This is a genomic window from Pseudoalteromonas sp. NFXS53 (genome assembly GCF_056629255.1).
The window spans coordinates 81,356-107,493 of record NZ_JBWVBR010000011.1; the positions used below are offsets into that span (position 1 = coordinate 81,356).

At 42.6% G+C, this 26,138-nt stretch carries 22 protein-coding genes; 9 read left to right on the forward strand and 13 right to left on the reverse strand.

The genetic code is table 11. The features are described 5' to 3' along the window. Window positions 1–47 precede the first annotated feature (47 nt). Window positions 48–1,529 (forward strand): ribosome biogenesis GTPase Der, encoded by a 1,482-nt coding sequence (der, locus tag AC1HJP_RS12955; protein WP_138479755.1) that lies wholly within the window; start codon window positions 48–50, stop codon window positions 1,527–1,529. Window positions 1,530–1,600: 71 nt separating this feature from the next. On the opposite strand, the gene msrA is transcribed toward der, so the two are convergent. The 3 genes from msrA to AC1HJP_RS12970 are packed head-to-tail and all read right to left on the reverse strand — an operon-like array spanning window position 1,601 to window position 6,288. After that, window positions 1,601–2,137: a peptide-methionine (S)-S-oxide reductase MsrA gene (msrA, locus tag AC1HJP_RS12960; RefSeq protein ID WP_480362238.1), complete on the reverse strand. Its 537-nt coding sequence runs from the start codon at window positions 2,135–2,137 to the stop codon at window positions 1,601–1,603. Continuing rightward, window positions 2,127–5,228, reverse strand: coding sequence for an efflux RND transporter permease subunit (locus AC1HJP_RS12965; protein ID WP_480362183.1), 3,102 nt, complete (start codon window positions 5,226–5,228; stop codon window positions 2,127–2,129). Before AC1HJP_RS12965 ends, msrA begins: the two co-directional genes overlap by 11 nt. A 4-nt stretch (window positions 5,229–5,232) precedes the next feature. Further along, complete coding sequence (locus tag AC1HJP_RS12970; protein WP_480362184.1) at window positions 5,233–6,288, reverse strand: efflux RND transporter periplasmic adaptor subunit; 1,056 nt, start codon at window positions 6,286–6,288, stop codon at window positions 5,233–5,235. 237 nt (window positions 6,289–6,525) lie between these two features. On the opposite strand from AC1HJP_RS12970, the gene AC1HJP_RS12975 reads away from it, so the two are divergent. Genes AC1HJP_RS12975 through AC1HJP_RS12995 form a run of 5 tightly spaced genes read left to right on the forward strand, consistent with a single transcriptional unit; the run spans window position 6,526 to window position 10,689 of the window. Then, complete coding sequence (locus AC1HJP_RS12975) at window positions 6,526–7,266, forward strand: DUF2982 domain-containing protein (RefSeq protein WP_480362185.1); 741 nt, start codon at window positions 6,526–6,528, stop codon at window positions 7,264–7,266. Further along, window positions 7,263–7,595 carry a hypothetical protein gene (locus tag AC1HJP_RS12980; RefSeq protein WP_475158665.1) on the forward strand — a complete coding sequence of 111 codons (333 nt, stop codon included), beginning with the start codon at window positions 7,263–7,265 and terminating at the stop codon, window positions 7,593–7,595. Before AC1HJP_RS12975 ends, AC1HJP_RS12980 begins: the two co-directional genes overlap by 4 nt. Window positions 7,596–7,612: 17 nt before the next feature. Continuing rightward, window positions 7,613–9,310 carry an Lcl C-terminal domain-containing protein gene (locus AC1HJP_RS12985; RefSeq protein WP_480362186.1) on the forward strand — a complete coding sequence of 566 codons (1,698 nt, stop codon included), beginning with the start codon at window positions 7,613–7,615 and terminating at the stop codon, window positions 9,308–9,310. Continuing rightward, on the forward strand, window positions 9,300–9,857 hold the full coding sequence (locus AC1HJP_RS12990) for an Lcl C-terminal domain-containing protein (protein WP_480362187.1): 558 nt from the start codon (window positions 9,300–9,302) through the stop codon (window positions 9,855–9,857). Before AC1HJP_RS12985 ends, AC1HJP_RS12990 begins: the two co-directional genes overlap by 11 nt. A gap of 55 nt (window positions 9,858–9,912) precedes the next feature. Next, entirely contained in the window at window positions 9,913–10,689 is a 777-nt protein-coding gene (locus AC1HJP_RS12995) for a YggN family protein (protein ID WP_480362239.1), read from the forward strand. Window positions 10,690–10,718: 29 nt separating this feature from the next. Here AC1HJP_RS12995 and AC1HJP_RS13000 read toward each other — a convergent pair whose 3' ends face one another. The 7 genes from AC1HJP_RS13000 to zapB form a co-directional block, all read right to left on the reverse strand. Continuing rightward, window positions 10,719–11,555: an amidohydrolase family protein gene (locus tag AC1HJP_RS13000; protein WP_480362188.1), complete on the reverse strand. Its 837-nt coding sequence runs from the start codon at window positions 11,553–11,555 to the stop codon at window positions 10,719–10,721. Further along, a complete protein-coding gene (locus AC1HJP_RS13005; RefSeq protein WP_480362189.1) occupies window positions 11,552–12,280 on the reverse strand; it encodes an SDR family NAD(P)-dependent oxidoreductase in 729 nt (242 codons plus the stop codon). Before AC1HJP_RS13005 ends, AC1HJP_RS13000 begins: the two co-directional genes overlap by 4 nt. Before the next feature lie 21 nt (window positions 12,281–12,301). Further along, complete coding sequence (locus AC1HJP_RS13010) at window positions 12,302–12,790, reverse strand: FKBP-type peptidyl-prolyl cis-trans isomerase (RefSeq protein ID WP_138479777.1); 489 nt, start codon at window positions 12,788–12,790, stop codon at window positions 12,302–12,304. A gap of 62 nt (window positions 12,791–12,852) precedes the next feature. Then, window positions 12,853–14,334 carry a LysM peptidoglycan-binding domain-containing protein gene (locus tag AC1HJP_RS13015; RefSeq protein ID WP_480362190.1) on the reverse strand — a complete coding sequence of 494 codons (1,482 nt, stop codon included), beginning with the start codon at window positions 14,332–14,334 and terminating at the stop codon, window positions 12,853–12,855. A 19-nt stretch (window positions 14,335–14,353) separates the two neighbouring features. Further along, a complete protein-coding gene (locus AC1HJP_RS13020) occupies window positions 14,354–15,316 on the reverse strand; it encodes a hypothetical protein (RefSeq protein WP_480362191.1) in 963 nt (320 codons plus the stop codon). A gap of 74 nt (window positions 15,317–15,390) precedes the next feature. Then, entirely contained in the window at window positions 15,391–15,663 is a 273-nt protein-coding gene (locus tag AC1HJP_RS13025; protein ID WP_480362192.1) for a cell division protein ZapA, read from the reverse strand. Then, window positions 15,663–15,893, reverse strand: coding sequence for a cell division protein ZapB (gene zapB / locus AC1HJP_RS13030; RefSeq protein ID WP_058028813.1), 231 nt, complete (start codon window positions 15,891–15,893; stop codon window positions 15,663–15,665). The genes AC1HJP_RS13025 and zapB overlap by 1 nt, the downstream gene beginning before the upstream one ends. 283 nt (window positions 15,894–16,176) lie before the next feature. Here zapB and AC1HJP_RS13035 point away from each other — a divergent pair, with 283 nt between their 5' ends. After that, on the forward strand, window positions 16,177–17,013 hold the full coding sequence (locus AC1HJP_RS13035; protein ID WP_480362193.1) for a 23S rRNA (adenine(2030)-N(6))-methyltransferase RlmJ: 837 nt from the start codon (window positions 16,177–16,179) through the stop codon (window positions 17,011–17,013). 102 nt (window positions 17,014–17,115) lie between these two features. Here the strand turns inward: AC1HJP_RS13035 and AC1HJP_RS13040 are convergent, their stop codons facing one another. Continuing rightward, window positions 17,116–18,279: a DcaP family trimeric outer membrane transporter gene (locus tag AC1HJP_RS13040; RefSeq protein ID WP_480362194.1), complete on the reverse strand. Its 1,164-nt coding sequence runs from the start codon at window positions 18,277–18,279 to the stop codon at window positions 17,116–17,118. A gap of 391 nt (window positions 18,280–18,670) precedes the next feature. Between AC1HJP_RS13040 and acs the strand changes: the two genes are divergently transcribed. Both acs and AC1HJP_RS13050 read left to right on the forward strand, forming a co-directional pair. Next, window positions 18,671–20,608 carry an acetate--CoA ligase gene (gene acs / locus AC1HJP_RS13045; protein WP_480362195.1) on the forward strand — a complete coding sequence of 646 codons (1,938 nt, stop codon included), beginning with the start codon at window positions 18,671–18,673 and terminating at the stop codon, window positions 20,606–20,608. A gap of 92 nt (window positions 20,609–20,700) precedes the next feature. Continuing rightward, window positions 20,701–21,354 carry a response regulator transcription factor gene (locus AC1HJP_RS13050; protein WP_138479791.1) on the forward strand — a complete coding sequence of 218 codons (654 nt, stop codon included), beginning with the start codon at window positions 20,701–20,703 and terminating at the stop codon, window positions 21,352–21,354. Between the two features lie 140 nt (window positions 21,355–21,494). Here the strand turns inward: AC1HJP_RS13050 and purU are convergent, their stop codons facing one another. Further along, window positions 21,495–22,325, reverse strand: coding sequence for a formyltetrahydrofolate deformylase (gene purU, locus AC1HJP_RS13055; protein ID WP_480362196.1), 831 nt, complete (start codon window positions 22,323–22,325; stop codon window positions 21,495–21,497). A gap of 76 nt (window positions 22,326–22,401) precedes the next feature. After that, window positions 22,402–25,836, reverse strand: a complete 3,435-nt coding sequence (locus AC1HJP_RS13060; RefSeq protein WP_480362197.1) for a PAS domain-containing hybrid sensor histidine kinase/response regulator — start codon at window positions 25,834–25,836, stop codon at window positions 22,402–22,404. Between the last annotated feature and the right edge of the window lie 302 nt (window positions 25,837–26,138).

Below are 26,138 nucleotides of genomic sequence, written 5' to 3' on the forward strand. Positions count from 1 at the left end.
AGGCTTCGCATTGCGAAGCCTTTTGTTGTTTATTGATGAGGTAGTCTATGCTTCCGGTGATCGCTCTTGTTGGGCGACCTAATGTGGGTAAATCCACACTTTTTAACCGTTTAACACGCACCCGTGATGCGTTAGTAGCGGACTTTCCTGGCCTAACGCGCGATCGTAAATATGGTCAAGCGAACTATGATGGCTATGAATTTATCGTTGTTGATACAGGTGGTATCGATGGTAGCGAAGAAGGGATTGAAACCGAAATGGCAGAGCAGTCACTGCTAGCCATTGAAGAAGCGGATATTGTTTTATTCTTAGTAGATGCCCGTGCGGGTATGAATGCTGCAGACCAAGCGATTGCGCAGCATTTACGTAAGCAAGAGAAAAAGTGCTTTATCGTAGCGAATAAAACCGATGGTATTGATGCAGACTCTCATTGTGCTGAATTTTATCAATTATCATTGGGTGATGTTCATCAAATCGCGGCAGCGCATGGTCGTGGTGTTACTCAGTTATTAGATCACACCTTACAGCCTGTTATCGCAGAACTTGCGGCCGAAGCTGAAGAGCTTGAGCAAGATGACGAAAGCTTAGCTGAACTTTATCTTGAAGGTGAAGATGGCGAGAAGCTGGAAGACGGTAAAACAGGTTTTGAAGATAAGCCGGTTAAGCTAGCCATTATTGGCCGCCCTAACGTAGGTAAATCAACGCTTACTAACCGTATTCTAGGTGAAGAGCGTGTGATTGTTTACGATATGCCGGGCACGACGCGTGACTCTGTTTATATTCCGATGACACGCAATGACAAAGAATACGTACTGATAGACACCGCAGGTGTACGTAAGCGTAAAAAAGTCAGCGATGTAGTCGAAAAATTCTCAGTGATCAAAACGCTTAAAGCCATTGAAGATGCCAATGTAGTGTTATTGGTGGTTGATGCGCGCGAAGGTATTTCTGATCAAGACTTAAGCTTATTAGGCTTTACGTTAAACGCAGGTCGTTCACTGGTTATTGCAATCAATAAGTGGGATGGCTTAGACGAGTACGTGAAAGAGCGTATCAAAACTGAGCTAGACCGTCGTTTAGGGTTCATCGATTTTGCCCGTTTACACTTTATCTCGGCGCTGCACGGTACGGGTGTAGGTCACTTATTTGAGTCTGTTGACGAAGCCTATGAATCTGCGACTAAGCGTATCAGCACAGCAATGCTGCGTCGTATCATGGATATGGCACAAGCGGATCACCAGCCACCACTCGTACGTGGCCGTCGTGTTAAGTTAAAGTATGCGCACGCTGGTGGTTACAACCCGCCGCGTATTGTTATTCACGGTAACCAGGTACATGATTTACCTGACAGCTACAAGCGTTACCTAATGAACTACTACCGTAAAGCGCTTGGCGTTATGGGTACACCGATTAAGATTGAATTTAAAGAAGGTGATAACCCGTATGCAGGTCGCAGCAACAAGATGACCTTATCGCAAAAGCGTAAGTTACGTGCTTTCTCAAAAGAAAGTCGTAACAAAGACAGTTAAGCTTTAACGGGCTTTATAGATATTAAAAAAGGAGCTTAAAGCTCCTTTTTTGTTATTTGCTTGCAACAAATCTACTCATTGAGTAGGTGAGCGTACTTTTGACTAAATTTTGCCACTTTAGGGGCTACAACCACACTACAGTAGCCCTGATTTGGGTTTTCATTAAAGTAGTCTTGGTGATACTGTTCAGCAGAGTAGAAAGTCACCGCAGGTGTTACTTCAGTGACAATTTTTTCGGCTAAATGAGGCTGTAACTGTTTGATGGCTTGTTCAGTCAGTTCAGCTTGTGCGTCGTCGTGATAGAAAACTGCACTGCGATATTGCGTGCCCACGTCATTACCTTGACGGTTTAATTGAGTTGGATCGTGCAAGGTAAAGAACATATCTAATAGTTGGCTGTAGCTGATAATATCAGCATCGAAGCTAAGCTGAACTACTTCAGCATGGCCAGTCATGCCTGTACAGATATCTTTGTAGGTAGGATCATCAGTTTGACCCCCCATGTAGCCAGATTCTACTTTATGAACGCCTTTGACGCGGCGAAACGCCGCATCAATACACCAGAAACACCCACCGGCAAAGGTTGCCGTTGCAATTTTAGCCATGATTTTTCTCCTCTAAAGCGCGTGCTTGTTCAGCAATTTTTTGGCTTAAGAACTCAGGTGATTGAGTCTTACGCGCCAGTAATGAATAAGCGCAAGGAATAATAAATAGCGTCAGTATAGTTGCCACGCTTACACCTGCAAAAATAACCACACCAATTACCATACGACTTTCTGAACCAGGGCCTGTCGCAAATACCAGCGGGATTGCACTCATTACTGTCGTCAGTGACGTCATGATAATAGGGCGAAGACGTTGAACGGCTGCATTAACTAAAGCTTGCTCAAATTCGATGCCTTTGTCGCGTAACTGGTTGGCAAACTCAACAATCAGAATACCATTTTTAGCACTTAAACCAATCAGCATCACAATACCTATTTGGCTGTAGATATTTAGGCTACTGTCGGTGATAAATAACCCATACATAGCACCAACGAGACCTAGCGGTACCGTTAGCATGATCACCAGTGGGTGTACAAAACTTTCAAACTGAGCAGCAAGCACTAAGAAGGTAACGGTTAAAGCGAGTAGGAACACGTAAGTCATGGCTGACTCACCTTCATAAAACAGCTTAGATTCACCTTTATAATCAACTGCACCATCTATGTGGTTTTCTTCTGCAGCAACCGTATTTAAGAAGTCTAAAGCTTCGGCTAGTGTGTAGCCATCAGCAAGGTTTGCAGTAATGGTGATTGCACGCATACGGTTATAGCGATTTAAACGTGAAGCTGTGGCTTCTTCAGTCACTGTGATCAAGCTATCTAGTGGGATCAATTTACCTGTACGAGACTTAACAAAGATATCAGCAATGTCATTTGGCGCAGCGAAATCTGCTTTAGTACCTTTTAAAATCACATCATATTCTTCACCTCGGTCAATAAAGGTGGTGACGCGGCGTTGGCCTAACATAGTTTCAAGGGTGCGGCCAATATCACTTACCGACACACCTAAGTCTGCCGCTTTTAATTTATCAATGCTGACCAAAAACTGTGGGAAGGTTTCTTTGTAATCATGATCTAAACGCACTAGTCCTTTGTTCTGGCGAGCTTTGGCTAAGATTTTATCTCGCCATTCGACTAGCTCTTCGTAATCGTTACCTTGCAGAACAAACTCGATAGGACGTGACTGACCGCCGCCGCCAATGCCTCGTCGCATAATAGCAAAAGCACGCACATCGGTGACTTCGCGCATCTTGCCACTGATCTCTCCCATTACTTGCCAAGTCGAACGTTTACGCTCGTCCCAATCCGGCATACCCACGATGGCAACACCACCACGGCCACCCCAGCCAGGAACACGCACTAGCACACGACTGAGCTCACCCGCTTCAACATATGGCAGTAGTCGCTCTTCAATCTTTGCCATATTTTCAGAGTTGTTTTCGTAACTCGCGCCTTCAGGGCCATTCATCATGACAAAGAAGGTACCGCGGTCTTCTCTAGGTGTAAGTTCAGATGGAATTTGCTTCATGAGGGTATAAGTCGCAAAACCGGCTAACACCAGTACCGCCAATAAGCTGAAGCGTCTGTTTAAGTTATCTTGTAGTACTTTACGATAACCATTTTCAAGCTTAGTGAATTGCTTATCCATCCACTGGGTAAAGCGACTTTCACTACTACTAGGCTTAAGCACCTTAGAGCATAAAGCCGGGGAAAGAGTTAATGCAGTAACACTAGAAAACACCACTGCGGCACTGGTTGCCATGGCAAACTCAGTAAAGAGTGCGCCAATTCGGCCATCCATAAACACCAAGGGCACAAACACGGAAACGAGCACAAGTGTTGTGGCTATGATGGCGAAACCGACCTCACGAGCGCCTCTAAATGCGGCTAAAAGTGGCGGCTCACCCAGCTCGATACGGCGGTAGATATTCTCGAGCATAACAATGGCATCGTCTACTACTAAACCGATGGCCAATACCAGTGCCAATAGAGTGAGTAAATTGATTGAATAACCCATTGAGAGCAAGAACATAAAGGTAGCGATTAGCGCAACTGGCACAGTAACCGCTGGAATTAAAGTCGCACGAATGTTGCCTAAGAAGATAAAAATAACAACGACAACTAGGCCCATAGCAATCGCAAGCGTACGATAAACTTCGGTAATAGATTCGCGAATGAAGATAGAAGAATCGTAACTATCTTGAATCGTCATGCCTTCAGGTAGGTTACGTTTTATTTTCTCTAATTCTTTACGAGCGTTGTCGACTACTTCTAAGGTATTGGCTTTGGCTTGCTTTACAATGCCCATACCGACCATGTTTTTGCCATTACCGCGGAAGGTACTTTCGTTGTCAGCGGCTTCGAGTAATACATCTGCCACTTCTCCAAGGCGAATTAAGTAGCCTTGCTCGCCTCGTTTAATGACAAGGTTATTGAAGTCTTCTTGGGTTTTGTAACTACGGGTGATACGAACAGAAAAGTCGCGATCAAGAGACTCAATTTCACCAGCTGGGAGTTCCACGTTTTCACGGCGTAAAACCTGTTCTATGTCACTTGAAGTAATACCGCGTGCCGCCATGGCTTTTCTATCTAGCCAAATTTTCATGGCATATTGACGTTCACCGCCAATGCGCACGTTCGAGACACCGTCAACAACTGCTAGACGGTCGACAATGTAACGCTGCGCATAGTCAGAAAGTTCAAGGGTATTCATAGTTGTACTGTTTAAAACAAACCAAGCTATGGGGCTTTCATCTGAGTTTGATTTAGACACCTCTGGCGGGCGAACTTGCTCGGGAAGCCGGTCTAGTGCGCGAGACACACGCTCGCGAACGTCATTGGCTGCGGCGTCGATGTCACGGTCGATATTAAACTCAATAGTAATGTTTGAACGGCCATTACGAGATGATGAAGTGATGCTTTTGATGCCTTCAATGCCTGAGATTCGATTTTCAAGCACTTGCGTGATTTTCGTTTCAACCACTTCACTTGAAGCGCCAGTATAGCTTGTAGAAACGCTGACGATTGGCGTTTCAATATCTGGATACTCTCGCAGTGGCAACATGGTGAATGCTACGATGCCGAACGTAAGTAACAGTAGGTTGATTACAATTGCAAAAACGGGGCGTTTTACCGCGGTATCTGTAATTCTCACTCGATTACCCCTGTGTTGTTACTGAAGAGCCAGGACGAATTTTAATGGTACCTTCGGTGATCACTTGCTGGCCCGCTTCTAAACCACTTTTAATGGCAACCCAACCATGAAATCGTTCAAGTAACTCGACTTTAACTTGCTGTGCTTTATTTTCACCGTCAATGATGTATACAAAGTGGTTATCCTGACGTGGGATAATGCTTTTTTCCGGCACCATGAGCGCTTCGATACGGCCCAGCTCGAGCGCAACTTGCATCAGCATACCTGGGCGCAATAAATTGGCTTCATTTTCAAAACTCGCAGTGACAGATACGCTGCGTGTTGCTTGGTTGATACGCGGTTCAATATGCGTCACTTCACCTGTAAACGGAGATTTAGGGTAAGCATCTGAAATCGCAGAGACCAACATACCTTGAGTTAATTGAGCCAAATATTTTTCAGGCACCTGAAAGTCAACCTTGATAACGCTGATATCATCTAAAGTGGTGAAAGGGGTATTACTATTAACAAAACTACCAATATCGACTAAACGTTTGCCCAGTACACCAGAAAAGGGGGCTTTGATCACCATTTCCTGCAGTTTTGACTCTGCATTAGCAAGTTTAGCTTGCAGAGCATCTACCTCAGAGGCTTGCTCTTCTAACTGAGACTGTGCTGCTGACTGAGAGCGAGCAAGCTCTTGCAAGCGTTTTAGCTGGCGTTGTTGCTCTTTTAAATTAATTTTTAATTCTTTGACTGTTAATTGCTCTTGTTTGTCGCGAAGGGTGGCAAGTACTTGCCCCGCTTGCACAAACTCACCATCTTTGAAGGTAAGAGACTCTATATAATCACTTTGCGCACTGATGATGTTGATGGCTTGGTTTGCTCGTGCTGTACCAACAGCATCAATATTGATACTTTTGATGTCAGTATTGACGGTATGCGCAGCAACTTGGGTTGCAGGACGAGACGAAGGTCCAGTTTTGCTATGGCTTACTGGTAAATAAAAATAACCACTAATTGCGATTAGCATTAAAATTAAAACGGGAAAAAGAACTTTACCTGATTGCTTGTTATACATGTTGTTCGACCACTGCTAATGATGAGCTCAGTTTACAAGCTTTATACGATCGAAAAATGATTATGGTCGTATTAATTTGTGTGTTGAACGAAAATTAAATCTTAGTTATGTGCTTGTACCGATTATGTTTTATGGATGTAAAGATGAAACCAGATAAAAAGTGTCCACGATGTGAGAAAATTAGAAAACTTGTTGTTTGGACAGTTTTGATGTTCATCTTTTATTTTGGTTTCTACAATGGCTGAATCAACGAAACATGTTTTTTTAAGGGCTTCTGCAAACCGGTTTAGTATCGAGTTTATGCTGGTAGGCGGTGTTGCCATCGCCATCGTTATGTTGTTTGTGACGCTCAGAGCAACACCCATTAGTATTATTGAAATCGTATTTGTGGCTACCGCGATTATGGCAGTGATTTTAGGCTTTTTGAAAAGCCGGGAGCCTTTCTATAGCTTTCAATTGGATCATAGAAAAATTACCTACTATCATAAAGTTGGGGAGTGGAGTGTCGATACATCTAACCTATTAACTATTGGTGTGCCTGTAGCAACTGATGGCTTTGAACAAGCAGAGTTAAATGCTGTTGGGATAAAGCTCAAAGACGAAGCAAGCTTCTTGAACGACTTACACCCTCGACTAGCGTGCAAATTATTAATTGAACAGCGGCATATTTTTTTACAAGCTGTTAAAATGCATTGCAAATCCGGCTCCTGCCCATCAAAATGGCTTGTTGAACCAAGTGAGTTCCAAGCGGGCTCGGGTCAAATTTATACCGGTTTAATCGCCATGTTCGCAAATCGGATGCAACATTTACACACGCTAACAGGCTACCACTTATTGTTGCCCGCAAATGTGTTAGACAGGGATATATGGGATTTTTCAAACCTATTGAACCACTGGAAATTAAATCCAGAAATGGTGGTCCAAGAATTGCTTGATAAACAGGCCACCGTTGCAAGAAGTAACAGGAACGATTCATGAGTACAGAAAGAGCCTTTATTAAAAGTGGTCGTAATACCATTATTCATAAAGAAAAGAAGCTCGACCTAGTAATTGTAAATGGTGAGGCACACCCAAAAATTAAAGTAACAGCGAATGGACTTGTGCCATTTAAAGAAGAACTGCCAAGAAATCGACGCGAAGGTAAAGAGCGTTATTTGGAAGTTGTTCAAGTCGCAAGTGCTGATGTTTTTGGGGAAGTAAAACGTTTGTTGTTTATCCAAGCGCTTGATGGCCGCGAATACAAAGTCGATTATAGTAAGGTCGGAACAAAGTTATTTGTGCGTATACATCAAGATAGCTATCTCTAATTTTATTAGGAGCGTCTATGTTGCGTCGAGCATCTCTAAGTGTTGTAGTGAGTTTTTTACTTTTAGGATGTGGCGGTGGAGGCTCCGACTCCAATGACACTGTTGAAAATGCCAGTGTTAATGCTGGCAGTGACTTTAGTGTTGAAGAAAAAGCAGAGTTTACGCTTTCAGCCGTAGGTTCACCTGCTGGCGGTACTTATACTTGGCAAGTGATGGAAGGTCCTTCTATGGAGGGGTTTCCACAAGAAGGCAAAGAGCTAAAACTAGCTGCACCAGATGTAAAGGCTGATACCTCAGCTACCTTAAAAGTTGAATATCTTGCGCCAAGCGGTGCTTTGGTTAGTGACACCATCAAAATAGCAATCGGTTCTAGAAACCAGTTGCCTGTCCCCCTCATCGAGCAAATTGCACCTGAAAATGATGTATTACAGTACAAAGATGAAGTGATCCTGAGTGCTGAAGGCTCAGTAGATCCCGATGAGAATGGTAAGATCATCGAATATCTATGGGAGCAAGTTAGTGGCCCACAATTGACTTTTGAGCGAAATGATCAAGTCACACTAAAATTCATTCACCCATTGTTATCAAGCAATGAAACAGCACGTTTTAAGTTAACTCTAGTAGATGATGAAGGCGGGCAAAGTAGCACTGAGTTCTCTTTGACACTTTATAAAAATGCGCAAGTTGTATTTGCTGATGCAGGCCAAGATTTGAAAGTCATCGAGTTTAATAAAGGTGAGTTGGATGCGACAGCGAGTTTATCGTCATCAGGAGAGTATTCTTGTTTATGGGAGCAGCTTGAAAGACCAAAAACTCAGCTAGAAGATTTAATTACAGACCCCACTCTATGTAAAACAACATTCACAGCGCCAGATGTCGATACTGCATCATTATTGAAGTTTCAAGTTACTGTTTCAGAACCTGGTGGTTTTACAGATAAAGACGTTATGGAAGTTAGCGTACAAAGACGTGCTGTTGGAGATAATTTAAATGACACGGGTCAACAACGCTGTTTTGATAGCGAAACGGTAATAGATTGCGAAAGTGATGTTTTTCCTGAGCAAGATGCTGAGCTAGGCCGAGATAGTTTTATACAGAATGAGGGAAAAACGGGGGCAGGCCTTGCTTCTTTCGATTTTACCAAGTTAGATGACAATGCTCGACCGATTATCGATAGTTCAAGTAGTGATTTTAGCTGTGTCAAAGACAACAACACAGGGCTGATTTGGGAAGTAAAGCAACCTAATATTGCTACACCACCAAATGCACCACTGCGAGATACAAGAAATACTTATACTTGGTTCCTAACGAATTACCCGAATGGTTTCCGAGGGACAGATGCATCAACTTGCCTTAATAACCGCTATTGTGATGCACAGCAGTATATTGATGATGTTAATGAGACCAACTATTGTGGTGGTCGAAACTGGCGTTTGCCTACTTTCACTGAATTTATGGGAATTTTTAATTATGGAGAAGTGTCTAGTAGCTCTTATGTACTAGACCCTAATTACTTCCCTGCCATTGCTAGCCCACAGTGGAATAACAACAGCTTTTACTGGACCTCACAATTAAGTATTGAAGGGGCGACTGACAATTCAAACTTAATCGAAGCGTATGCTTTCGATATGCAAACAGGTGAAACAGTAGAGTTAGAACACACAACGAAAGCTTATATTCGATTAGTGAGAGAGGTGTCGAGCAATGGTAACTAAACACACACTATTTCTGCCGTTCTTACTTTTAAGTGTAGGTGTATCGGCCCAAGTATGCTTCAGTGATGCAGCCAATCCAGTTGGTTTTGTTGACCCGAGTGAACGTTTTGAAATTAATGAAACGGATGGCATTGTACTAGACAGAAGCACAGGCCTCATGTGGCAACAATGTGAAGTTGGGCTTAATTATAATGCTGATAATAAAACTTGTATTGGCAGTACACAGAAACTCACTTGGCAACAAGCACTACTAGAGGCTAACGATAATAGCCATGCTGGCTTTACAGACTGGCATGTGCCTAACATTAAAGAGTTAGCAAGTATTATTGATCACAGTTGTGCATCGCCTGCGTTGCCTCAACTTGAGCTAGGCGTATTTCTTTTTAGCAACGAATTAATCAGTGGTGAAGAGGGAGATTACTGGTCTAGCACGACGGTGACACTTGAGCCTCAATATGCCTGGACGTTCCAAGTTTCTGATGGTAAGAACAGGTATCTCAAAAAAACGCAGACTGGTCGATTAAGGCTGGTGCGTTACGCAAAATAGATTTAGCTTCATAAGAGAATTTGCTAATCTGTGCGCCTTAATTTGATGGGGCTTTATTTTGCGACACTTGTTTAAAACACTGTTAATTGCAACGCTGTTTACTGGCTCAGTTTGGGCCAGTGATAAATGTGATGTTGAGCTTGATCATGGCTTGATCATCACTGATTCAGTGATCCGCATCGTCGATAAAGGCCAAACTCGTGTGCAAATCAATAACGACGAGCAGTTGCTCATTAAAGGCTACTATATTCAACTCAGTGATGAAGAAACCAAGGTCTTGAAAGAATATGCACTGGGCATACGCGATACAGTACCAGAGCTTGTGAGTCTTGCTACAGATGGTGTTAATCTGGGTTTAAGTGCCATTGAGCAAATTGTCGAAGGTATGTCAGACAAAGAGCCGGAAGTATTAAAGACTCAGCTGCAATATGTTGAACGTGCGCTGATGGACAAGTTCAAACGCGGTGATGACTTCTTTTTTATCGCCCCCCAGTCACTATCTAAAATTGACGACTTCTTTACTGAAGAGATCAGTCAAAAGATCCATTCTGCAATTCATGGCTCATTAGGCTCAATTCTAGTGTCGCTCGGCGATGCCTTTAAATCTCGTGAAGGTAATATTGAAGATCGTATTACTGACATGGGTCAGCGTATGGAGATCATCTCCAAAGAAATTGATAAATCTCTAAAAAAGAAAGCGAAACAACTTGAAGACAAAGCCGAAGAGTACTGTGAATGTTTGAACTCATTGGATGAAACTGAGGCGCGCTTACAAGCCATTGTGCCTAGTTTAAAGGCCTATGACTTAGTTAGGATCAGAGCGTCTAAATAGATTGTTAACATCGGGTCGCTTATTTCTGGTTAGCCAAAATAAAAGCGCTCGGCATTCGCAAAGCTGAGTTTGTGCCAAGTGGCAGAGTCATCCACGAGTTGTCTATAACCTTGCCACACTTTTAAATAATCCTCTCGCATTAAACAAACGGGATAGTTAGAAGCAAACATCACTCTATCTTCGCCAAAGTATTCTAATAAGAGATTTAATTTTGCCTTTGGGCATAAAGCATCTGCGCAGTGTTCCTGACCAGAAAACTTAATAAAGATGTTATTTGTATCCCTTAATAATGAGAGTGCGCTTGTGTAATCATGCAGGTTATCAATAAAGCCAGCGTGATTAATAACAATCTTAAAATTAGGATGCAGTGTGGCACTTTTGAGCAATGCTTTTACAGCATCAAGATGGCAAAGCTCAAACTGCGCTTCAAAGACTAAGCCGTGTTCAGCGAGCGTGTTAAGGTTTGTTTTGGTGTTATGAGACAATAACCTAAGATAATCTTGGCCTTCGGTAATGTCACGAATGCCAATAAAATTAGGTGCTGATAGTAACTCATTTAACTGTTGTTCAAAGATGTCAGGTTCACAGTCTATTTGAATGTAGCTGATGGCTTTAAACGGGACGTGTTCAGGCGTACTACTAGCAAGCCATGCAAGCTCAGCACTTGGGTTGGCATTGCTAAACCCTGCCTCTATGTGCACAAAGCTATGTACTTTAAATTCAAAATTGGCTAAATCGGCATAGTGGTGGTTTTTCTTAATTTTATCTAGATTCGGCCAGTTTGGACCTGAGCCTTGAGTGAGCCAATGATATTGACCCAAACTTAAGTCAAAAAAGTGTAAGTGTGGATCAATTATCTGCATCATTGTGCTGTATAGCCCCCATCGATGCTTTGTAGGCTGCCTGTGATAAAGCTTGCATCATCAGACAGTAAAAATGCGGTGAGTGCAGCAACTTCATGAGCTTGGCCTAAGCGGCCTAATGGCTGTAGTTGCGCTTCTTCAGCCACGATTTCTGCTTTGTCAGCACCACTTTTGGCACAATACTTATCAATGGCATGATGGAATAGCGGCGTTTCTATTGTGCCTGGGCACACTGCATTAGCGCGAATATTAAACTTTGCATAATCAAGCGCCGTGGTTTTTGCCATTGAAGCTAATGATGACTTAGTCAGGTTATACGCAAATGAGTTCGGTTTACCTATGATGGCTTGGTCTGATGCCATTAACACAATCGCACCGTTTTGTTGCGTTTTCATGCTTGGTAAAACCGCTTGAATAGCCGCATAAGCGCCTTTGACATTCAAGTTAAATAGCGCGTCTAATGTAGCTTCATCGGTATCTTCGATGGTGGCACTTAAATGCTTGCCGGCATTCGAAACTAGGGCGTCAACACGACCTGTTTGCGAAATAATTTCAGCTATACAGCGCTTAACTGTTTTGACACAACTAACATCACACTCTACGAAATTGCCAACCTCAGAAGGGGCAATATCTAGATTAAAGACTTGGTAGTTTTCTGATAGCAGCTTTTCAACAACGGCGAGGCCGATGCCAAAGCTGCCACCTGTAACGATGGCAACTTTATTCATAATGAGTTATTCAACCTAAAATTAGTGACCGCAGCCACCTTCACCGTGAACATGACCGTGTGATAACTCTTCAGCCGTCGCTTCACGTACAGATACCACTTCAACATCAAATGTCAGTGTTTTACCTGCAAAAGGGTGGTTTAAATCACAGTCAGCGTTAAAACGGCCAACTTTTACAATGCTTACTTGATGGCGACCTTGATTTGATTCAACAATGGCACTCATGCCCGGCTTCCATACTTTGTTGTTGCCAAGGCCCTGTAAGTGTTTAATAGGAATACGCTGAATTAAGCCTTCTTGATACTCGCCGTAGCTGTCTTTTGGCTCAAGTGTTACGCTGAATTTGTCGCCTGCTGCTTTGCCTTCAAGCGCCGCTTCAAGACCAGGAAGCATACCTTCAGTACCGTGAAGGTAAGTTAATGGCTCAGCATTTGTGCTTGTTTCAATTTGCTCACCTGCTTCACTTAACGTGTAGTGAAACTCAACAGCCGTATCTTTAGTAATTTGCATGTTTTTCTCTCTTATCTCAGTTTAGCGCACATTTTACGTGAGCAAATCATGAAGTGCGAGTGTTAAGGAGAAGTATTCGGCTTTACGAGTTGCTCGAGCTCAGAAAGAAACTTTTTAGGTTCTGGTTTCTTGGGTGTTTGTGCAGGTCTGGGTAAATGCAGTACCAGCTTTTTTCCAGGTTTAAGCAAGCTGTTACTTTTGAGGTTATTCCATGTCAGTAAGTCTTTGACGGGCACATTGAATTGTTTGCTTATCTCCCAAAGTGAATCGCCATTTTGAATGATGTATTCATGTTCCATGGTTAATACAGGCTGTTTTTCTTCTTGGGCCAGATAAGGGCTTACCTGATATTCAAGCATTAAGTTATCGAGCGGTTGTGCTTTTTTTATTTTTAGTACTTCACCAACTTTTAAAAGACTCGTTTGCTTATTATTGAGTGCCATTAATGTCTTGACCGAAGTATTAAAGCGACGTGCTAAACCATAAAAGGTATCGTTTTTAATCACGGTGTAGGTTTGGCTAAAGTAGTTTTGAAAAAAGTCACTTTGCCACAGTTGTTTTTCGGTCAGCGGTAACAATACTTTATGAGGGCCTTCAGGGGCACTTTGGTGTTGCAGGTAGCCGGGGTTTAGCTGGTGGAGTTGTTTTTTATTAACCCCAGTGAGTGAGGCGAGTACCGAAAAATCAAAACGCTGAGCAAAGTCGACTTCGCTGGTTACAGCATAATTAGGTAGTTTAGGCACCTTAAACTTAGGGTGCTTGGCCTGAAGTAAATAGCTTAAAGCGAGTAGTTTCGGTACGTAGTCGGCGGTCTCCGAAGGGAGTTTAAGTTGCCAAAAATAACCTTGCTTGCCTTGCTTTTTACTTTTTCGAATCGCTTTTTTTACTCGACCTTCTCCGCTGTTATAGGCTGCGAGCGCATGTAACCAATCGCCGTTAAAGCGTTGGTAAAGGTAAACCAAATAATCTAGGGCGGCATCGGTTGAGGCTAACACGTCTTGTCTGCCGTCGTACCATTCATCTGTTGTTACGCCAAAGTGGTAGGCGGTGCTATCCATTAACTGCCAAATACCCACAGCACTTTGACTAGAGTGCACCTTAGGACGAAAGTCACTCTCAACAAAAGGCAGTAACACCATGTCCATCGGTAAGCCTTTTTGTTTTATTTTTTGAGCAATATGAAACAGATAAGGTTTTGCACGCTTATTTACTTTTAACAAGTAGTCGGGCTGTTTCAAATACCAGTTAATGCGCTTTTGTAAGCGGGGGGTCGGCACTATGTCAAAGGCTAAGCTGGCAATTATTTCTTGCCAAAGATCGTCGTAAACAATAGGACTTGCTTCAGGTGTAATACTGGAGTGCATGTCATCTTGTGGTTTTTTTTCTGCTTGATAGGGCTTGTATTCAGGCGTAGATTGGTTAAATAGCGCCGCGATTTCATGAGGTTCAGCAGGGGCGTTTTGATGAGGTGTAGAGGTGCTTTGGCATGCTGTTAGTACTAGCAACCCAATACATAATAAAATGCTTCGAAAATGTATATTCATACCCATGCTCCCTGTAAAATTATAGCACTGTCCCTTGCTTTTGCATTTTTTGCGTCTGTTTGGTTTTAGCCAACTCATACATTAATCTTAACCGAGTTTGCGTGAGCTCATCCGCTTTGTACATTGTCTGTAATGCTTCTGGCATCGCTATCGAGTCGCTGTTAATTGCGGCCTCTAAAAAGGAAATTGGTTTTTGTAATGCATTGAGTTTATATGGTTTACCTTGTGCTGGTAGTAACCAAGTCACTTTTTCAGCATGGTGTAGTTTTTTGATTGTTGCTAACCACGCCACTAAATCACTGTTCTGCACATAAGGAATAGGGTTCGCTGTTAATCCTGAAAACAACCCGAGGCTATGATGGCTTAATATACTTAGGTCGCCTTGTGTCGCCCCTTTGATTTTTTCTACGACAAGAGAATGTTCTCCTAAATCTAGAGTCACTTGAGCAGCGCTTAATAAAGTAGGGGAAGAAAATGCTGCATTTTGCCACTTCTCAATACGCGCCTTTGCTTTATTTAGGCGTTGTTGCATCTGGGCATTAGAGTGTGAGCCTAATCGAGATTGACTGAGTTGTAGGCTTTTTTCGAATCGAGAGAGTTTATCTTTTAAGGCACTTTGGTATTCATTGAAATGCTCTGAAACATAACGCGGTGCATGCCATGTCGCATTAGGAAATTCATTTGCTAGTAGCATCATCCCTAAGGTTTGTTCTTCATCAGTGCTGGTGCTGAATAAATAGCAAATAGGCAGAGGTATACGTTCCTTTACTTCGCGGGCAAAGCGCTCTAGTGCGCTAAAATCTCCATGTGCATCAATAATAGCGGCGCACTTTTGACCGACCAAAACAGCCTGATTACTTGTGAGGTAGCGGGCGTCAGACGGAGGGGCTATCAAAAAAGTCTTGTCATCGAACTTTAGCCATTGTGTTGCAGAAGCTGAAATTGAGATAAAAATAAAAAGTAGGGCGAAGAAAAATCGCATAACCAAATAGAGTATTACTGTGCAGTTTAAAGTTGCACGTAATTTAACCGATTATGCGAATTGATGAAAGAGAATTACTCTTCGCTGCTAGTTAGATGAGAAGAAAGTTTTGTGATTAGCCCTTCGTGTGCAGTTTTCTGCGCTTGTAAGTCATGACACAGATGCAGCGCGGCCATAAGTAATGCGCTGTGCTCAGTACGTATAGAACTGCGCTGCTTCATTTCTTCTACAGTGCTATTAAGCAAGGCTGCAGCATCGAGGAGCGCGGCTTCTTGCCCCTCTGTGCAGGCAAATTGATGTGTTTTGCCAAGCAGGCTCACTTCAACTTGATTGGTTTTTTGTGACATTAGCTAGCCTGAGTTGCACTCTGTAGCTTGCTCAACAGGCCTGATAAAGTTTGGCTTGTCTCTTTTTGCTTTTCTTCGCTTTCAAGTACTTCTAGCTGTAGAGTTTCATTTTCATCAACTAGTTTTTCATTTTGAGCTTTAAGCTCTGAAAGCTCGTTATTTAAACGATTATTTTGGTTGATCAGTTCATCAATCAATTGTTCGAGTTTTGGGAGAGTTTCGTTGTTCATAAAGGCGCTCTATTGACTGTTATTTATGGTACAAATGTAAAACAAACTGACTGAGGATGCTAGCAAATACCTAGCTTTGCAGTGCATTTTGTCATTATTTAGTCATATTTAGGTAAATTCAGCTCGAATACATGTCATAAACTCTATTTTATAATGTTAGGTTGTTCGAAATTTATTATTTCTCTGAGCTGTGTCGTTTATATCTGAGGGTAATTAGGCGATAATGCAAGTTGTTTTCTTCATTCCTGAGAGAGTTCTCAGGTAAACACTTTTGGGCGCAACTATGCTGAGTTATCGACATTCATTCCACGCTGGCAACCCTGCTGACATCATCAAACACCTAGTTCTAGCACAAGTGCTCGAATACATGACAAAAAAAGATAAGCCGTTTGATTATATTGACACGCATTCAGGTGCTGGTTTTTTTGAATTAGCAGGCGCAGATTCACAAAAGACACAAGAGTATCTCGATGGCATTGGCAAGCTTTGGCACTACCAAGATCAGAACCAAGCAATTCTAGACTTTGTTGAGTTGGTTAAAGGCATGAACGAAGCGTCACTGGCCTTTTATCCTGGTTCACCCAAAGTGGCTGAGCAGTTTTTACGTCGCCAAGACAAGGGCTGGTTCTTTGAATTGCACCCGCAAGATTTAGCTTTGTTAGAAAAGAACACTCAGCATAAAAAATCTTTGCGTGTAAAAGGTGAAGATGGTTTTAAAGGCTTACAAGGCTTGGTGCCGCCAGCTTCAAGAAGAGCTTGTGTTTTAATGGACCCGCCATATGAAATTAAAACCGATTATCAACATGCCGTTAAGATGATTGTTAAAGCGCATAAAAAGTTTAGCTCTGGCACCTACATGATTTGGTATCCAGTTGTAGATAGAGAGCGTATTGATTTAATGGAGCAAACTTTAAAAGAGTCAGGCATTAGAAACATTCAATTATTTGAGCTGGCAACCAGTGCCGATACTGATGTTCACGGTATGACGGCCTCAGGCATGATGGTTATCAACCCGCCTTGGACATTAAAAAAGACCATGGATGAAGTGTTGCCTGAACTGGTTGATTTATTGTCTGACGAAGATGGCTTTTTCAGAAGTGAGCAGCTAGTCGAAGAATAATAAAGCAAAAAATAAAGCGGCGAAAATCGCCGCTTAAAAAACTTGCCCAAATAAACTTCTTCACCGCAATGGTAAAAAGCTAACTATGGGCTAGTCGGGAGTTTAGAACACGTATTTCACTGACATTTGAATACGGTTTAAATCACCATCTACACCACTTTCTGTCTCGCGAGTACCTACTTTATATTCAGCACCAAAAGTCAGCTTTTTAACTGGCGAATAAAGTAAGTTAGCGCTGTAGCTTGTGCTTGATTTAGTTGGGTTATAGCCCGTACCAAGTACATCAGTTACATTATCCGCTTCGAAGAATGAATATAAGAAAGTTGAGCGGAATTTGTCATTCCAATGGTGCTGATAAGCAACAAAACCAGATGTAGAGTCAATCGTATGCAGGTTAGAACCATCATATACCGCGCCATTCGCAACGTTCAAACCAACATAACGGCCAAGGCCGGCACCTTGAGTTAGCATAAACTTGAGGTTGTTCTTACCAAAGTTCACACGACCTGATGCACTCACACCGAATGATGCTTCACTTTCATCAGCCGCGCCAATTTTGTAAGTGATTTGACGTGCAAGCGCTGTAAGCACAAAATTACCCCAATCCGCTTTGTGCGTATAACGTGCGGTGAAATCAGGCATAGATGCATCATCTGTTACCTCACGGCTTTTGTCAGCTGTAGTTACTGTGCTTTCTGGGTTTTCTACTGAGAATGAGAAGTTACCGCTGGTATATTTCGCCATTGCTTGACGAACGAACACAGTACCTTCCGCTGGGCCTACGAAGTCAAGTGTTTCAGGCAGTGCACCGACGTTTTGGAAGTTTGACCAAGCTTGACCAAATAACCAGCCTTTATAGGTAACAAATGCTTGACGAATACGCGGAGAGTAAGAGTTACTCACACGCTCATTACCACCTGTTGAGGCAATAAAGTCTAGTTCGATTTTCGTTTTAATGGTGCTGCCATCTTCAAGTTTGGTGGCTGTGCCAAAGTTAAAACGAGATTGACGGGCATGCATGTCAAATACCGCATCTTCACTGCTAGAAGCAGATACTGGAGTTGTGCCCGGTACATAGAAGTCACGGCCAATGTGTTGTGCGCCTAAGGTACCGTCAGAAAAGTCACTCCAGATAGCGTCGAGCTTAACGTAACCGCCATAGCTTACTTTGGTGTCTTCGATGGTACCTGCTAGAGCGGGTAGGCTTAGAGCGCTTGATACTGCTAGTGCTGTAAGGGTTTTAATTGCTACACTTTTAGTTGTCATAGTTGATGTTCCTTAAAGCTACGTTGTAAATTGCAACGACGCTGTCATGAATAAGAGTTCATACCCACTGTTGTTGATGGTCGCTTTTTGCTCAATTAGCCTTTGGTCTATACGACTAAGGTGGAATAATAAACAAACAGTTCACAGACCATTAATAATTTGTGGCAGTATTTCGTCTATAAAAATAGTGGTTAATCGTATTTTACGCTTTATTTTTTATTTATTTAATATAGGGTTGAACTGTTTGGTTCTATTTTGGGCACTTTATTGCAAAAATTGATCTGTGTTTGTTTTTTAACCTTTATACAACTAAGGTCTAATTCTTAAACTGCAACGCCTGAGTGATCCTTGATGAAAGCCCAAGGGCAAGTAAATTAATATGGAGATGACTATGTCACAAAGCATTTATCCGGTTCCTGAAGCTATCAAGAACAATGCATTAGTTAATAACGACCAGTATGAAACTTTATATCAACAGTCTATCGACAATCCTGAAGCATTTTGGGCTGAACACGGTAAACGCCTTGATTGGTCAACCCCTTATACAAAAGTTAAAAACACTTCTTTCGATAAAGGTCACATCAGCATCAATTGGTATGAAGATGGTGAGCTAAACGCTTCTTATAACTGTATCGACCGTCACCTTAAAGACAAAGCCGATAAAGTTGCACTAATTTGGGAAGGCGACAGCCCAGAGCATAGCGAAAATATTACGTTCCAACAGCTTCATGACGAAGTAGCTAAACTTGCCAACGGCCTTAAAAAGCTAGGTGTTGAAAAAGGCGATCGCGTTGCGATTTATATGCCGATGACGCCATTTGCAATTTATGCAATGCAGGCCTGTGCACGTATTGGTGCTATCCATTCAGTGGTATTCGGTGGTTTCTCACCATCAGCAATTGCAGATCGTATTAAAGATTCTGGCGCAAAAGTGGTTATCACATCTGATGAAGGTCGTCGCGGTGGTAACACAGTGCCGCTAAAAGCTAATGTTGACGAAGCGGTTTCTCAAGATGGCGTCACAGTTGAGCATGTTGTTGTGCATCAACTAACAGGTGGCGAAGTTGATTGGCAAGGTCATGACGTATGGTGGCATGAGCTAACAGCTGATGTACCTGCTGAATGTGAACCAACGCCAATGAATGCCGAAGACCCACTATTCATTCTTTATACTTCTGGTTCGACTGGCACACCAAAAGGTGTTGTACATACAACCGGTGGTTACCTAGTTTATTCTTCAATGACCCATGAATATGTGTTCGATATTAAAGAAGACGATGTTTACTGGTGTACGGCCGATGTAGGTTGGATCACCGGTCACAGCTACATGGCATACGGCCCACTAGTTAATGGCTGTACTCAGGTAGTATTTGAAGGTGTACCAACTTACCCAAGCGCAGGTCGTATTGGTGAGGTGGTTGATAAGCACAATGTAACCATTCTTTATACTGCGCCAACGGCTATTCGCGCACTAATGGCTAAAGGCGATGAGCCAACAGCGAGTTCAAAGCGTGATTCACTGCGTATCATGGGTTCAGTCGGTGAGCCAATCAACCCTGAAGCGTGGACTTGGTACCATGAGCGTATTGGTAACAGTAAATGCCCAATCGTAGATACTTGGTGGCAAACAGAAACCGGTGGCATCATGATCACACCATTGCCAGGTGCGACAGACATGAAACCAGGATCGGCAACACGTCCATTCTTTGGTATTGCTCCAGCTCTATTTGATGCTGCAGGTGAAACACTACAAGGCGCAACAGAAGGTAACCTAGTTATTCTTGATAGCTGGCCGTCACAAGCGCGTACAGTGTATGGTGACCATGAGCGTTTTGAACAAACTTACTTCTCAGCTTACCCGGGCGTTTACTTCACAGGTGACGGTTGTCGTCGTGATGAAGATGGTTATTACTGGATCACAGGCCGTGTAGATGACGTACTAAACGTATCAGGCCACCGTCTAGGTACTGCGGAAATTGAAAGTGCCTTAGTTGCGCACGAAGCAGTTGCAGAAGCTGCGGTAGTTGGTTACCCACATGACATCAAAGGCCAAGGTATTTATGTGTATGTGACACCGAATGAAGGTGTACAGGTAAGCGATGAATTAACGAAAGAAGTGCGTAACTGGGTTCGTAAAGAGTTAAGCCCAATTGCTTCTCCAGATATGATCCAATGGTCACCGGGTCTACCTAAGACACGCTCTGGTAAGATTATGCGCCGTATTTTACGTAAGATCGCCGCAAATGAGCACCAACAGCTAGGTGATACGTCGACACTGGCCGATCCTACTGTAGTAGATGAATTAATAGAAAATCGTTTAAATCGTTAATAGAGCGCTAAAAACTTGAATTTCATTAAATTCTAATCGTACTATATCGGCTGTCCTCTTTCAGATGACAGCCGAATTTTTAGGAGAAAAGCATGAATCAGTTTTTAATTGCGGATGATCACCCTTTATTTAGGGAAGCTTTAAAAGGCGCATTGCAAAGTCAGTTTGAAGATTTAACCGTTTTCGAGTCTGAAAGTTTTGACAGTACCCTTGCTGTGTTATCAGAGCAAGACGAGTTAGATTTACTTTTACTTGATCTACATATGCCCGGCAGCGGTGATTTATACGGCCTCATTCGTATTCGTGAAGATTACCCAAGTCTGCCTATTGTGGTTGTATCAGGCAGTGAAGATCTCAGCATCATTTCTAAGGTAATGGCGTACGGTGCCATGGGCTTCATTCCGAAAGCTTCCTCAACACAAGATATCGCGCAAGGTATCGAAACCGTGTTAGAAGGTGAAACTTGGTTACCAGAAAATATAAAAGACAAAGTAGCCAATGTTGAAAATGAAGACAGAGAGCTCGCGCAACAAGTTGCTTCACTCACGCCACAACAATATAAAGTATTACAGTACCTGCACGAAGGTTTACTGAATAAGCAAATTGCCTATGAATTACACATTTCTGAAGCGACAGTAAAGGCACATATTACTGCTATCTTTAGAAAGCTAGGTGTTTATAACCGTACTCAAGCTGTACTGATTGCTTCAAAACTACAATTAGAACCCGTAGAAGCAGTGAGTTAAACATCGCGGTTATGCAATAGAAGATTTTTAATGCACTAGGCAAGGAGAGTCTTGGTGCAAAGCTCTAAAAAGCTTGTCACAGAATTTATAGTTAAATTTGCAACAAGCCCTGCAAATTTTCTAGCTAACCTTAGTTTTGGTTAACTAAATACCACAGTCCGATTGCCGTTGATAAACAGCTTGTGCTCAGAGGCGAGTTGTAAGGCGTTACAGAACACGGTTTTTTCGATATCACGGCCAATCTTCGCCATGGCTTCAGCATTGTGTATGTGGGTTACTGGCGTAACATTCTGTGCAATGATAGGGCCTTCATCGAGTTCATTATTCACAAAGTGTGCGGTCGCACCGACAATCTTTACGCCGCGCTCAAATGCTTGATGATAAGGCTTAGCGCCAATAAACGCAGGCAAGAAAGAGTGATGGATATTAATCACTTTATTCTCAAAGCGTGCAACAAACTCAGGTGACAAAATACGCATATATTTTGCAAGACCAATAATGTCAGGCTGATATTGCGCAATGGCATCACCGACGAGTTTATCGTGCTCAGCACGGCTTAACCCTTCATGTGAAATACAATGAAAGGGAATATCAAAGCCTGACACCAGCTTTTCCAAATCTGGATAATTGGCAATGACAGCCTGTACTTCGATGTTAAGGGCTTGCTCGTATTGCTTAAGCAGTACACCACCTAGGCAATGAGCTTCTTTTGTCGCCAGTAATACCACCTTTCTTTTTGACTCGTCAAAAAGCTCAACTTTGGCCCCAGAAGGCAACTGACTTTTTAATTGCTCAAGAAAAGCTTCACTGGGCTCTCCGGTTAATTCGGTGCGCATGAAGAAGCGTTTCGCTTCTTTATCAACAAATTCATTGTTGCGGGTGATATTAAGATTGTGCTCGTAACAAAGCCCAGTAATTTTCGCGATCAGCCCAACGTCGTCATCACATTGTGTGGTTAGTATTGTTTGCATTTCCTCATTCCTCTGCAAAGTCGAATAGTCACTCTAGCTTTATTACAGAGGAATGAAAATAGCTAACTCATGCTTATTAACGGCCAAAATTCATTAATGCTTTCAATTTTGCTGGTTTTACCGGTTTTGATAGATAATGAATGTTCAAAGCCTTTACTTCAGCTTTAACCTCTTGGTCGCGTACAGCTGTTATGAGCACAGCAGGGACTTGTGATTGCCATATCTCTCTCAAAGTTTTGATTAAGGTGATGCCATCACATTCAGTGCCTAGTTGATAATCCATGAGGATTAAATCTGGGGCTTTATTTGATTTGGCATGCGCCAGTACCGAATCAACATCATTAAATAGCTCGTAGTTAGTTTGCCACTTAGCTAATAAACTCGACATGGCCTCTAGGTTTTTAGGGTCGTCGTCAACGGCGATAATATTGAGCTTAGCGTTATTATCTCCTAGTGGCATGCTGGAAGTTGTGATGGTTTTCTTCGCCACCAAATTACCATCACCATAAGGGATTAACACGCTAAAGCGGCTCCCTTTTCCGGGGATAGATTTCACCTCTAAGACAATTGAAAGCAGGTCACATAGACGTTTTACCACCCCTAAACCCAAACCTACGCCTTTGTTGTCATTTGAGTGTATGCGATAGAAGTCATTAAATATTTTGGCTTGTTCGTATTCGCTGATCCCTGGGCCTGTATCGTACACTTCGACCAATAAGCCATGCTTTCGCTTACGGGTTGCAATCAATACTTCGCCAGAGTCTGTGTATTTTACGGCGTTTGATACTAGGTTTTGGATCACGCGACGCAAGTATGTGGTGTCGCTATGAACAATATTTTGATTGCTTCTGACTTTTAATTTAAGACCTTTTTCACTCGATAAAATCGCGTACTCATTGGCAAGTGGGCAGAGGATATCATCGATACTAAAATGTCTTGGGGTTGGCTGCATTGCCCCTTGTTCTAGTTTGGCAATATCAAGTAAAGATGACATCAAGTGAACGGTAGAATCGAGCGAGTCGTTGAGCTTATCAAAGCTGCCTCTATCTTGAGACGATAAGTGGTTAGGATCAATCGCTGCTGAGTATAATCTGGCAGCGTTGAGTGGCTGCAAAATATCATGGCTGGCGAGTGCTAAGAAGCGGGTTTTACTGTCATTGGCTTTTTCAGCTTCTTTTTTCGCAGCAATTAAGGCGTGCTCGGTTTCAATTCGCGAGTCTATTTGTGCTTCTAAGTCTTTATTAATATTTCGGATCTCTTGAGTGCGCGCTTCGATGCGGTTTTCAAGATCCATGTTAATTTCTTCAAGGGCATTTTGTGTGGCGATGTGCATGGTGACATCGCTAAAACTGGTCACAAATCCCCCTTCAGGTAGTGGGTTACCCGTCATTTCAAACACCTGGCCATCACGGCGATGGCGAATAAAGTGATGGGGTGTGCCATTTCTCAAATGTTGAACACGTTTTTCGACAAGGCGGTCAATTTCACCCGGGCCACATTCACCGCGTTTGGCGTTAAAACGAATGACTTCTTCAATCGGCTGGCCGACTTCTAAAAAGCCCTCAGGGTAGTTAAACATCTCGGCATAGCGCTTGTTCCAAGCGACTAGATTAAGGTCTTTATCTACAACAGAAATACCATGAGAGAGGTTCTCGAGTGAGGTATAGAGTAAGTTTTGGTTAAATTGTAGGGCTTGAGTGGTTTCATCAAAAAAGTTAACCACTTCTTCAAATGCCATTTGTTTGCCCGAGGCCACGGTATGAATAAGCGCTTGAGCAGACGAGGCACCGAGTACCCCGGTTAATGCACGTTCACAATAGGCGATAAACTCAGGGTCTGGATAAGCGTTGTTGTCATCAATATCATGTAATAATGCGTAGTGGCCAAGCAATTGTTGTGAGCGTTGAACACCTAAGAAAGTCTGTAATAGCACTTTGAAGTCATACACGGTTGCTTTGACATTTTTGTTCATGCGTTTAATCAGCGCCGCTTCTTCACGTGGATTTACAAAGGCTGCGGCTTGTATTTTATCGATTAAACGCTCATGGGCACCTAATGAGAAGCTAATGTAGCAACTAATATTCGCAAATAGGGCGATTAAGGTGCCCTGAGTGATAAGCTGCTGCCTTGCTTCGAAGTTGAGAGAAAATCCCATATCGACCATGGGCATCATTAAAAACAGTGTCCAACAGATAAATCCAGCTAATAACCCTGCATAAACGCCGTAAGCATGGCCCTTACGCCAGTACAAGCCGCCAACAATGGCAGGTAATAATTGGGTAACTAATGAAAATGCCACAAGACCCATACTTGCCAGTGATTCCCCATGACCAAAATGTTGTTGGTATAAATAAGCTAATAATAAAATGGCGGCGATGATAAAGCGGCGGATCAAGAGAATGGAAGACTTATAATTACCCAGTGCAGGGGCGCGGTGAAAACGGCGTTTCAATACCAGTGGCAATACAACATCATTCGACAACATCGTACTGAGTGTGAGTGTTGCGACAACGATCATCGCAGTTGCCGAAGACAGTCCACCGATAAAGACAAAGGTCGTGAGAATGGGGTGACCGGTTGAAATAGGCAATGCCAGTACAAAACTGTCTGCCGCCAAATGAGAGCCAATATTAGGATGAATAGCAGCAGTAGCAATCGGGACGATCATTGCAGCAGTTAACATAAGATATAGAGGAAAAGCCCATCTCGCTGTAAGTAAGTGCTTTCTATCTTGATTATCTACAACAGTCACATGAAATTGTCTGGGCAGGCAGATAATAGCCGCAGCCGCGATCAGGCTCTGACCAATAAAGTTGAAGCTACTAAAGTTAAAGTCTTGCCAGTGAGTGAGCAAATTTAAGCTATGTTTTGGCTGATTATAAAGTGCAATTAATGCTAAAGCCGCCACAGCAACAAGTGCTAACAACTTAATAATAGACTCAAAAGCAATGGCCAGCATCAAGCCTGACCGGTACTCGGTGACGTCTACTTTTCGTGTACCAAAGAAGATAGCGAAGAGGGCAATGATCAAGGTACCGGTAAGCGCTAAAACAGTACCAGAGAGTTGCTCATCTTGTTGCAGTAATAAAAAGCTAGAACTCAGCGCTTTAAGTTGCAGTGCAATATAAGGAATGGTCGCCAACAAAGCTATCATGGTAACCATGACGGCTGTGGTTTGTCGTTTGCCGTAGCGGGCAGAGATAAAATCGGCAATGGTGGTGATATTTTGTTTTTTACTGACTAATACCAGTTTTCTTAAAAAACCTTGTCCGAATAAAAATAATAAAGCGGGCCCTAATAAAATAGGTAAATAATGCCAACTACTCGCCGCAGCAGTACCTACAGCACCATAGTAAGTCCATGAGGTACAGTAAATGCCGAGCGCCAATGCATACACAAAAGGGTGGTGACTAAACTTTAGCGCACGGGGAGTGGTTTTATCTCCCCAGTTTGCCAGCCAGAATAAAACCCCTATATAACAAAGAGAAACAAATATCAGTGCAGCGCTCATAGTCTTATCTTTTTTATTGTCGACCAAATAACCTTACCACATTTGCTTTTTTTGTAATCCTTTTTGTATCGCAATTTAATGTTTAACTGACTGTTTAATATAGATTTTGTATTTATTACCCTGGCCAAATTAGACTAATGTCTTATACCATCCCCAAAATGCCTTTTTTGCTCAAAATGCGAACGTTTAATTTGCTAAGTGTCTGTTAAATATAATTAAACCGGATGTTTTTAGTGTGTCAATCTGCAGTTTACGTAAACGTTAACTTGATGTTACGACTAAGGTAGCAATTCCAACTTGAT

What these genes read in the sequence shown, in the direction of transcription:
- der (WP_138479755.1), top strand. Translation starts at nt 48, where the DNA reads ATGCTTCCGGTGATCGCTCTTGTTGGGCGACCTAATGTGGGTAAATCC.
- AC1HJP_RS12970 (WP_480362184.1), bottom strand. Translation starts at nt 6,288, where the DNA reads ATGTATAACAAGCAATCAGGTAAAGTTCTTTTTCCCGTTTTAATTTTA.
- AC1HJP_RS12975 (WP_480362185.1), top strand. Translation starts at nt 6,526, where the DNA reads ATGGCTGAATCAACGAAACATGTTTTTTTAAGGGCTTCTGCAAACCGG.
- AC1HJP_RS12980 (WP_475158665.1), top strand. Translation starts at nt 7,263, where the DNA reads ATGAGTACAGAAAGAGCCTTTATTAAAAGTGGTCGTAATACCATTATT.
- AC1HJP_RS12985 (WP_480362186.1), top strand. Translation starts at nt 7,613, where the DNA reads ATGTTGCGTCGAGCATCTCTAAGTGTTGTAGTGAGTTTTTTACTTTTA.
- AC1HJP_RS12990 (WP_480362187.1), top strand. Translation starts at nt 9,300, where the DNA reads ATGGTAACTAAACACACACTATTTCTGCCGTTCTTACTTTTAAGTGTA.
- AC1HJP_RS13000 (WP_480362188.1), bottom strand. Translation starts at nt 11,555, where the DNA reads ATGATGCAGATAATTGATCCACACTTACACTTTTTTGACTTAAGTTTG.
- AC1HJP_RS13005 (WP_480362189.1), bottom strand. Translation starts at nt 12,280, where the DNA reads ATGAATAAAGTTGCCATCGTTACAGGTGGCAGCTTTGGCATCGGCCTC.
- AC1HJP_RS13010 (WP_138479777.1), bottom strand. Translation starts at nt 12,790, where the DNA reads ATGCAAATTACTAAAGATACGGCTGTTGAGTTTCACTACACGTTAAGT.
- AC1HJP_RS13015 (WP_480362190.1), bottom strand. Translation starts at nt 14,334, where the DNA reads ATGAATATACATTTTCGAAGCATTTTATTATGTATTGGGTTGCTAGTA.
- AC1HJP_RS13020 (WP_480362191.1), bottom strand. Translation starts at nt 15,316, where the DNA reads ATGCGATTTTTCTTCGCCCTACTTTTTATTTTTATCTCAATTTCAGCT.
- AC1HJP_RS13025 (WP_480362192.1), bottom strand. Translation starts at nt 15,663, where the DNA reads ATGTCACAAAAAACCAATCAAGTTGAAGTGAGCCTGCTTGGCAAAACA.
- zapB (WP_058028813.1), bottom strand. Translation starts at nt 15,893, where the DNA reads ATGAACAACGAAACTCTCCCAAAACTCGAACAATTGATTGATGAACTG.
- AC1HJP_RS13035 (WP_480362193.1), top strand. Translation starts at nt 16,177, where the DNA reads ATGCTGAGTTATCGACATTCATTCCACGCTGGCAACCCTGCTGACATC.
- AC1HJP_RS13040 (WP_480362194.1), bottom strand. Translation starts at nt 18,279, where the DNA reads ATGACAACTAAAAGTGTAGCAATTAAAACCCTTACAGCACTAGCAGTA.
- acs (WP_480362195.1), top strand. Translation starts at nt 18,671, where the DNA reads ATGTCACAAAGCATTTATCCGGTTCCTGAAGCTATCAAGAACAATGCA.
- AC1HJP_RS13050 (WP_138479791.1), top strand. Translation starts at nt 20,701, where the DNA reads ATGAATCAGTTTTTAATTGCGGATGATCACCCTTTATTTAGGGAAGCT.
- purU (WP_480362196.1), bottom strand. Translation starts at nt 22,325, where the DNA reads ATGCAAACAATACTAACCACACAATGTGATGACGACGTTGGGCTGATC.
- AC1HJP_RS13060 (WP_480362197.1), bottom strand. Translation starts at nt 25,836, where the DNA reads ATGAGCGCTGCACTGATATTTGTTTCTCTTTGTTATATAGGGGTTTTA.